This window comes from Sphingomonas sp. (genome assembly GCF_042091075.1).
Lineage (GTDB): Bacteria > Pseudomonadota > Alphaproteobacteria > Sphingomonadales > Sphingomonadaceae > Sphingomonas.
Map to the genome: position 1 here is coordinate 1 of NZ_JBELIE010000138.1, position 8,844 is coordinate 8,844.

Sequence of the window (8,844 nt, forward strand, 5' to 3'; positions counted from 1 at the left end):
GCGCTGGGCGCCGATCGCGTCCGCTTCGCGCAAGGATCGCCCTTTATCGAGCAGGTCGCGTTGACCGTGCCGCGCACCGTGTTCGGCGAAAAGGGCGTCACCGCCCGCTTCTGGAACGGCACCGGCTTCGCTGGGCCGGTGGTGGCGACCCGTACCGAAAAGGAGATCGATCACGATTGGGGCGGCGTGTCGCCCGCGCCCGGCGTCGACAAGACCGCCTTCTCCGCCGAATATACCGGCACGCTGACGGTGCCAGCCACCGGCGATTACATCTTCGAGATCGGCGATCGTCGGTGCGACCCGTCAGAGGACGTGCAGACCTATGTGCTCAGCATCGAGGGGCAGGCCGACGTGCGCGCCACCTCCAAATGCTTTGCCGGCGTACCGCTGTCGACGCCGTCGATCCGGATGGAGGCGGGCAAGCCCCGCGCCTTCCGGCTTGCCTTCACCCATCACTCGCCTCGGCTGGGCGCCGGCCTGACGCTGACGTGGAAGCCCGATCCGGCGGGGCTGCGCCGGGAGGCGGTGGCCGCCGCGGCGGACGCCGACCTCGTCATCGCGATGGTCGGGCTGACCGCCGGGCTGGAGGGCGAGGAGATGAAGGTCAACGCCCCCGGCTTCGATGGCGGTGACCGCACCGCGATCGAACTGCCCATGGTGCAGCGCCAGCTACTCGAGGGGCTGATCGCCAGCGGCAAGCCGGTGGTCGTCGTCGGCGTCACCGGGTCGGCGATCGCGCTGGGCGCGGTTGGCCGTCAAGCCAAGGCGGTGCTGCAGGCCTGGTATGGCGGCGAGGCGACAGGCCAGGCGATCGGTGAGGTGCTGGCGGGCACCGTCAACCCGTCAGGCCGCCTGCCGGTGACCTTCTACGCAGGTTTCGACCAGCTGCCGCCGTTCGACGATTATTCGATGAAGGGGCGCACCTATCGGTATTTCACGGGGCAACCCGATTATGCGTTCGGCCACGGGCTCTCTTACACCCGCTTCTGCTATACCGGCCTTGCCGGCCCAGCCACGGTGCAGGCCGGTCGCCCCGTGACCCTTTCGGTGACGTTGCGCAACGACGGCGCGGTCGCTGGAGACGAGGTGGCGCAGCTCTACGTCCAGCCTGAGCAACAGCCCGACCTCCCACGCCGGTCGCTAAAAGGATTTGAGCGCGTCCGTCTTGCACCCGGCGAAACCCGCCAGCTTCGCTTCACGCTCGATCCGCGCGATCTTGCCTTCGCTGACGCGCGAGGCGTCATGCAGGTGACCCCCGGCACATACAGGATCTGGGTTGGCGGCGGTCAGGAGGGAACCGATGCTCCCGGCGTCGCCACGACCTTGCGGGTCAGCGGAACGAAGGAATTGCCGCGCTAGCGCGGTTGCACGCCGTCCGAAACGTCCCGGAGGTCATGGCCACGGCCTGCCTCCGGAGCCGCATCACCGGCGGACGCTGTATGGGCGAGCAACGGCCAGGGTCGCACCAGACATCCGCGGGCGCGCGACGACCAGGGTGATCGGTCACGCCCCGGTCGCGCTTGCGGCTCAAAAGACCCGGATCAGGACGCCGGGCCTCACCAATCGAAGTCGGCCACCCGGTTGATCCGGGCGCGCAGGAATGCATCGGCGACCAGCCGAAGCGGCGCCACGTCGACGTCGGATGTGCCCGCGTGGACGAGCGTGGCGAAGCGGCGATAAAGGCCGGGATATTCGCCGTGCAGCTCGGCGGCATCGGCGGGGGCGCCTCCGGCGATCGACAGCACGGCGCCGCCCCGGAACAGCGACAGCGTACCCGCGTCGGTTTCGACCACGATGTCCCAGCTCTGTGGGCCTTCCTGAAGGAAATCGAGGTCCATCGCGATCTCGGCCCCGGCCGCGTCGCGAAATCCGATCCGCGCGGCGATCGGCGAGGCGCGGTTGCCGGGAATGTCGATCTCGGCATGATCGACGAAAAAGGGCCGAGGCAGGATGCGGGTCGCGATCGACAGCGCGTTGATGCCGGGATCGAAGACGCCGAATCCGCCCGGCTCGAAGATCCAGTCCTGCCCGGGGTGCCAGTGGCGTACATTCTCGCGCCAGATGATCGATGCCCCCCGGATCTCCCGATCGGCGAGCCAATGACGTGCGGGCTCCACCCCGGCGGCGTAGCGCGAGTGCCAGCTGGCGAACAGCGTCACACCGCGCGCGGCGGCGGCATCGCGGAGCGCCACCACCTCGGCCAGAGTCGCCCCCGGAGGCTTTTCCAGAAAGACGTGCCAGCCCTGCTCGATCGCGTATTCGGCGATCGCTCGGCGCGCCTGTGGCGGCGTGCACAGCGCCACCGCGTCGACGGCGATCCCGCTATCGGCGAGGTCGCGCACGTCATGAAAGAAAGGGCGGCCTTCGACCGATCCGCCCTGCCGGCTGACGGTGGCGACGAGGTCGACGTTCGAGCTGGCGGCGATCGCGGGCAAATGCTGGTCGTGGGCGATCTTGCCCATGCCGACCACCGCGAGGCGTATCGGCGCCGTCACAGCGTCCGCACCGCGACACTCACCGGCTGCGCCCGGGCGAGCGGATTGCGCAGCGGCAGGGAGAAGGGCGCCGCCTTGATCTCGAACACGTCGCCGGCCCGCGTCTCGATCCCGTCGGCGAAGGACAGCGTCGCCGTGCCGAAGAAGTGCACGTGGATGTCACCGGGCCGGCGGAACGCTGCATATTTGAAGTGATGGTGTTCGAGGTTGGCGAGGTGATGGGACATGTTGTCCTCGCCGGTCAGGAACGGCTTTTCCCAGAGCGTGTGCCCGTTGCGGACGATGCGGCTGGTGCCCCGGATGTCGGTGGGCACCTCGCCCAGCAGCAGCTCGGCGCCGAGCGCGGCCTCGCGCAGCTTGGAATGGGCGAGCCACAGATAATTGTGGCGCTCGGTGACATGGTCGCTGAATTCATTGGCCAGCGCGACGCCCAGACGCCACGGCGTGCCGTCTTCGCCGATCAGATAGATGCCGGCCAGTTCCGGCTCCTCGCCCCCGTCCTGTGCGAAGGCGGGGGAGGTGAGTGGTTCGCCCGGCCCGCGCAGGCCCTGGCCGTCGCCCTTGTAGAACCATTCGGGCTGTTGCCCGATGATGCCCGCCTCGGGCTTGCCGCCTTCCACGCCCTCCAGGAACATGCGCATCGAATCGGTCGGTTTCTCCGCGCTTGCCGCCGCCTTGTGCATCGCGTCGCGTCCCTCGGCGGAGCCGAGATGGGTAAGCCCCGTGCCCGCCAGCACCAGCCGTGCCGCATCAGGGTGATCGATCGCGGGTAGCAGTCGGCCGGCCTCCAGCTCCGCTCGCGGGTCCGCCCGCTCATCGGTGCGGCGCTCACGGGCCATGTCCGCCAGTGACCGCCCCGCGGCGATCGCCGCCAGCGCCAGCTCGCGGGTGGTCGCGGGGCCGGACAGGAAGACCGCCTCGCCGTCCTCGACAAGGATCAGGCGGCGGCTGCCGTCTTCGCGGCGATGCTGAAGAAGCGTGGTGATCATGCGAGGTCCTTGCATGTCGATATGAAGGCGGCGGCGTCGGCGGCGACCGCCTCGGCCGGCTTTCCGGGCTTGTAGAGATGGGATCCGAGCCCGAAGCCGTCGGCACCCGCCCCGCGCCACGCGGCCATGCCGCCCGGCGTGATGCCGCCCACCGCCAGCACCCGCACCTGCCCAGGCAGGACGGCGCGCTGCGCCTTGAGCATCGCCGGCGGCGCCGCGTCGGCGGGGAATAGTTTCAGCGCGGTGGCGCCGGCGGCCAGCGCGCTGAACGCCTCGCTGGCGGTGTAGTAACCGGGCAGCGAGGCGACGCCGGCCGCCGCCGCCGCGCCGATCACCGCCGGGTCGGTATTGGGTGACACGATCAGCGTGCCGCCCGCCGCGATCACGTCACGCACCTGCCCGGTGTTCAGCACCGTTCCCGCGCCCACCATCGCTCGTCCGGCCAGGCGGTCGGCGAGAATCGCGATACTGTCGAGCGGCTGCGGCGAATTGAGCGGCACCTCGAGCAGGGTAAAGCCCGCCGCCACCAGCGCGTCACCGATCGCCGGCGCCTCGGCCGGAGTCAGGCCGCGCAGGATCGCGACCAGCGGGCAGGCGGCGAACGCCGTGTCGAAGTTCATCGCATCGTCCTTCATTCTAGCCGCCCATGGACGGCATGAACGCCCGCCACGAAGGCTGCCTTGCTGTCCACGGCGACGCTGGTGCCGCCCAACGCGGCGATGGCGGCGGCATAGAGCGTCGCCAGCGTGCCACTGGCGAGCAGCGCCACCGGCCGCTCACCCAGGTCGCGCGCGCCGACATCGGCGCCGATCAGTACGCCGCTGGCATATGCGGCAGCCTCGGCAGGATCGCGCTGGTCCAGCAGGACGCTCGCGCGCACCTCGAACAGCGCGTCGAGCAGGTCGGTCGCGCCCGCCCCGCGCGCGACGCCGTCGCGAAACGTCGCGCCGTCGGCGACGGTCCCGTCGAGCATGCCGGCAAGGGTGCCGTGAGTGCGCAGCAGCGCGAACAGCTCACCCGTCAGCGCGGTGGAGACGTCCGCGATCCGCGACCCTTCCATCCTGATCCATTTGCAATGGGTGCCCGGCTGGCACAGCAGCGCCTCGTCGCCGACCGTACCGGCGGCGATCGCGCCGAACGCCTGCACCTCCTCACCCCGCATCACGTCGGCCCGTCCGCCCCGCCGCACCGCGATGCCGGGAACGAGACGGACGCCAGCGGCTGGCGTGACAGCCGCCGCCGCCAGCGCGTCGAGATCGGCGGGCGCATCGACATAGGGGGCCACGATCCAGCCACGGTTCGATCCCACCATGCCCGCGGCAAGCACCCGGTCGACACCGAACCGCCGTCGAAGCCGATCGATTTCTGAGGGGTAATCCTCCGGGGTCAGGGAGAGGACGCCCGCGCCATCGGCCATTTCGTCGTGAACGGTGCCGTCGGAACCGATCAGATAGGCACGCCGGTTGGTCGTTCCCCAGTCCACGGCGATATAGGCGCCATCGGCCACCCGGTTCCCCTCTCCCTTTATATGTAAGACATATTGCCGAGGTTACCGGTCAGGTCAAGCCGGGTGACCGTCGACAAGGCGCGGGCCGCCTGCCTCGTCGGTCAGCTCGGGCGGCAGCAGGTCGGCGGGCAGGTCCTGGTAGCAGACCGGGCGCAGGAAGCGGTCGATCGCCAGCGTGCCGACCGAGGTGGAGCGTCCATCCGACGTTGCGGGGAACGGGCCGCCGTGCACCATGGCGTGGGCCACTTCCACGCCGGTCGGCCAGCCGTTGGCCAGCACCCGTCCGGCGCGGCGCTCCAGCACCGAGATCAGCGGCCGGGCGGCATCGTGATCCGCCTGGTCGAGGTGGATGGTCGCGGTCAACTGCCCTTCCAGCCCCGCGAGCACCGCACGCACCTGTTCGGCGTCGCGGCAGCGGACCACCAGCGACGAGGCGCCGAACACTTCCTCACCCAGCGCACGATCGGCGAGAAAGGCGTCCGCGTCGGTGGCGAACAGGCGCGCATTCTCACTGGCGATGCCGTCGCCCGCCAGCCCGGTGGCGAGCTGCGTCACCGCCGCGTTGCCGGCCAGCGCCGCCGTGCCCCTGGCATAGGCGTCGCGGATGCCGGCGGTCAGCATCGGCTGGGGCGCGTGCGCCGCCAGTGCCGCCGCCGCCGCCGCCTCGAACGCATCCAGCCCGTCGCTCGCAACGGCGACGACCAGGCCGGGGTTGGTGCAGAACTGGCCCGCGCCCATCGTCAGGGAGGCGACGAAGGCACGTCCGAGGTCGGCACCACGCGCCGCCAGCGCCGCCGGCATCAGCACCACCGGATTGATGCTGGACATTTCGGCATAGACGGGGATCGGCACCGGCCGCTCCTGCGCCAGCCGCATCAGCGCGAGTCCGCCCCCCCGCGATCCGGTGAAGCCCACCGCTGCGATCAGCGGATGAGCGACCAGCGCCGAGCCGAGCTCGTTGCCCGGCCCACGCACATGGCCGAACACGCCGGCGGGCAGGCCGCATGTCGATACCGCGCGCCCGATCGCGCCGGCTATCATCGCATCGGTGCCGGGATGGGCGGGATGCCCCTTGACCACCACCGAGCAGCCCGCCGCGAGCGCCGCGGCGGTGTCGCCGCCAGCGGTCGAGAAGGCGAGGGGGAAGTTCGACGCGCCGAACACCGCCACCGGACCCAGCGGCACCATGCGCAGGCGCAGGTCGGGGCGCGGCAGTGGCTGACGATCGGGCATCGCGGGATCGATGCGGATCTCGCGCCAGCGCCCGTCGCGCACCACCGCTGCGAACAGTCGCAGCTGCCCGATCGTGCGGCCGCGCTCGCCGGTGATCCGCGCGACGGGCAGGCCGGACTCGGTCGCCGCCCGCTCGATCAGCGAGTCGCCCAGTCGCTCGATCTCCACTGCGATTTCCTCCAGAAAGGCGGCGCGCGTTTCCGCGTCGGTGGCGCGATAGACGTCGAATGCCGCGTCGGCGGCGCGGCAGGCCGCATCGACATCGGCAAGGCTGCTGACCGGGTAGGCGGGATCGATGCGCTGGCCGGTCGCCGCAGCGATGCCGTAGATTTCCGCCGTCTGCCCGTTGGCCACCGTACCAGCTCCCGTTTATGTCTGACTTGATTGGCGCTATACGGAAGGCGGCAGGGCGCGGCAACCGTGTCGCGAGACCGGAGGGGATGGACATGATCGAAACGGTGTGGCGCGGCGGTGCGCTGCTGGGCGAGGGGCCGGTCTGGGATGCCGCGGCGGGCGTGCTGTGGTTCGTCGACATCAAGGGCAGGCGGGTTCACCGGCTCAGCCCGGAAAGTGGCCGGGTCGATGCGTGGGACGCGCCCGCGCCGGTCGGATGGGTGTTGCCGGCGGAGGGTGGCGTGATGCTGGCCGGGTTGCGGACCGGGATCGCCCGGTTCGACCCGTTGACCGGTGCCTTCGACCACCTGGCCCATGTCGAACCCGACACGCCGGCCAACCGGCTCAACGACGCCACGGTGGCGCCGGACGGCACGGTCTGGTTCGGCAGCATGGACGATGGCGAGAGCGAACGGTCGGGCCGCGTCTATCGCTGGGACGGGCGAAGCGTGCACGCGACAGCGATCGATCCCGTGGTGATCACCAACGGGCCGGGCGTGTCGCCCGACGGGCGGACCCTGTACCACGTCGATACCGCCGGCGGGGTCATTCATGCGGTGGCGATTGGCGAGGATGGCGCGATCGGCGCGGTGCGCGACTTCGCCCGCATCGACCCCGCCGATGGTTCGCCCGACGGGGTGACGGTCGATGCGGCCGGGAATGTCTGGGTGGGGTTGTGGAACGGCTGGCGGGCGCGGCTGTACGATCCCGGCGGCGCGATCGTCACGGAGGTGCGCCTGCCCGCCGCCAATGTGACCAAGGTGGCGCTGGGCGGCCCGGACCTCACCACCGCTTATGCCACCACCGCCAGTATCGGGCTGGACCAGGAGGCCCGCGCGGCGCAGCCGGACGCGGGCGGCCTGTTCAGCTTCCGTGTCGAGGTGCCGGGGCAGCGGCTGCCACCCGCCCGCCTCGCGAAAGGGGCCTGACCGCACGGTCAATACGCGCGCGACCCGCCCAGCCGGCGCCGCCCCGCGCTGCCGGCGTGGCGGGCCGCAAAGGCGACCCTTTCAGGCCTCGGCCCGGGGCGCGACCACCACCGGCTCGGGCAGCGGATCGGTGACCCTGGCGCCCCACAGCGCGTAGAACAGGATGTACAACTCGCACAGCGCGGTCAGCAGGAACGAGGCTTGCAGGCCGTAGCGATCGGCAAGCCAACCTTGCACCACGACGAGCGCACCGCCCGCGATCGCCATGATAAGCAGCCCCGAGCCTTCCTCCGTCAGCGGGCCGAGCCCCTTGATGCCGAGCGTGAAGATGGTCGGGAACATGATCGAGTGGAACAGCCCGACCGAGATCAGCGCCCACATCGCAATCGGGCCGGTGACGAAGACAGTGACCAGCATGACCACGAACGCGCCCACGGAAAAAGCGGCGAGCACGGTTTCGGCGGGGATCTTCTGCATCACCGCCGATCCGACGAAACGGCCAACCATCATGCCACCCCACAGGAAGGTGAGATAGCGCCCCGCCTGCTCGGCGGTGACGTTGGCGATGTCGGGTTGCGACACGAAATTCACGAACAGGTTGGCGACCCCGATCTCCGCGATCAGGTAGATGAAGATCGCCGGGATGCCGAACACCAGGTTGCGATGCTTCCACAGCGAGTGCTGGCGCCGTTCCTCCTTCGCGACCCGGCTGGTGGCCCCGCCCATCGCCGGCAGCGGGAAGCGCGCGATCACCATCGCGAGCACCACCAGCACGATCGCGACCAGCACATAGGGCAGGATCACCGACTGCGCGTCCGCCAGCCGCTCGGCCTGCGTCAGCACGGTCCCCGCCGCCGCGGTGCCGCCGCGCGACCGGCCAAGGATCAAATAGGCACCAAACAGCGGCGCCAGCATGGTGCCTGCCGAATTCATCGCCTGAACGAGGTTGAGCCGCGAGGAGGATGTTTCGGGCGGGCCGATCGACGCGACATAGGGGTTGGCCGCGACCTGAAGCAGCGTGATGCCGCTGGCGATCACGAACAGCATCAGCAGCGTGACGCCATAAGACGGCAGGCTGGCCGCGAGCACCATGCCCAGCGCGCCTGCCGCCATGACGAGCAGGCCGACCACCAGCGATTTCTGATAGCCGATCCGCTCGATCAGCTTGGCGGACGGGATCGAGGCGAAGAAATAGGCGATGAACCACACGCTCTCTATCAGGGTGGTCTGGGTGTAGTTCAGGTCGAACACGCTGCGCAGGTGCGGCAGCAGCGTGTTGTTGATGACGGTGATGAAGC

General features: G+C 70.0%; 8 protein-coding genes. 2 read left to right on the forward strand and 6 right to left on the reverse strand.

Features of this window, described 5'->3' with window-relative positions:
* Window positions 1-1,359 (forward strand): glycoside hydrolase family 3 C-terminal domain-containing protein (locus ACFDSW_RS12890; protein ID WP_375250690.1); only part of this gene is annotated, 1,359 nt, incomplete at its 5' end.
* A 197-nt stretch (window positions 1,360-1,556) separates the two neighbouring features.
* Here ACFDSW_RS12890 and ACFDSW_RS12895 read toward each other — a convergent pair.
* From ACFDSW_RS12895 to ACFDSW_RS12915, 5 genes are read right to left on the reverse strand one after another with little or no spacing between them, the layout of a single operon-like run.
* Entirely contained in the window at window positions 1,557-2,495 is a 939-nt protein-coding gene (locus ACFDSW_RS12895; protein WP_375250691.1) for a Gfo/Idh/MocA family protein, read from the reverse strand.
* Window positions 2,492-3,484 (reverse strand): AraD1 family protein, encoded by a 993-nt coding sequence (gene araD1, locus ACFDSW_RS12900; RefSeq protein WP_375250692.1) that lies wholly within the window; start codon window positions 3,482-3,484, stop codon window positions 2,492-2,494. The genes ACFDSW_RS12895 and araD1 overlap by 4 nt, the downstream gene beginning before the upstream one ends.
* Window positions 3,481-4,104 (reverse strand): 2-dehydro-3-deoxy-6-phosphogalactonate aldolase, encoded by a 624-nt coding sequence (locus ACFDSW_RS12905; RefSeq protein WP_375250693.1) that lies wholly within the window; start codon window positions 4,102-4,104, stop codon window positions 3,481-3,483. Before ACFDSW_RS12905 ends, araD1 begins: the two co-directional genes overlap by 4 nt.
* A gap of 11 nt (window positions 4,105-4,115) precedes the next feature.
* Window positions 4,116-4,991: a 2-dehydro-3-deoxygalactonokinase gene (locus ACFDSW_RS12910; RefSeq protein WP_375250694.1), complete on the reverse strand. Its 876-nt coding sequence runs from the start codon at window positions 4,989-4,991 to the stop codon at window positions 4,116-4,118.
* A gap of 54 nt (window positions 4,992-5,045) precedes the next feature.
* Window positions 5,046-6,578 (reverse strand): aldehyde dehydrogenase (NADP(+)), encoded by a 1,533-nt coding sequence (locus ACFDSW_RS12915; protein ID WP_375250695.1) that lies wholly within the window; start codon window positions 6,576-6,578, stop codon window positions 5,046-5,048.
* 92 nt (window positions 6,579-6,670) lie between these two features.
* Here ACFDSW_RS12915 and ACFDSW_RS12920 point away from each other — a divergent pair, with 92 nt between their 5' ends.
* Window positions 6,671-7,546: an SMP-30/gluconolactonase/LRE family protein gene (locus ACFDSW_RS12920; protein WP_375250696.1), complete on the forward strand. Its 876-nt coding sequence runs from the start codon at window positions 6,671-6,673 to the stop codon at window positions 7,544-7,546.
* Window positions 7,547-7,627: 81 nt separating this feature from the next.
* Here the strand turns inward: ACFDSW_RS12920 and ACFDSW_RS12925 are convergent.
* Window positions 7,628-8,844, reverse strand: a 1,217-nt coding sequence (locus tag ACFDSW_RS12925; protein ID WP_375250697.1) for a sugar MFS transporter, incomplete at its 5' end; no start/stop codon positions are given.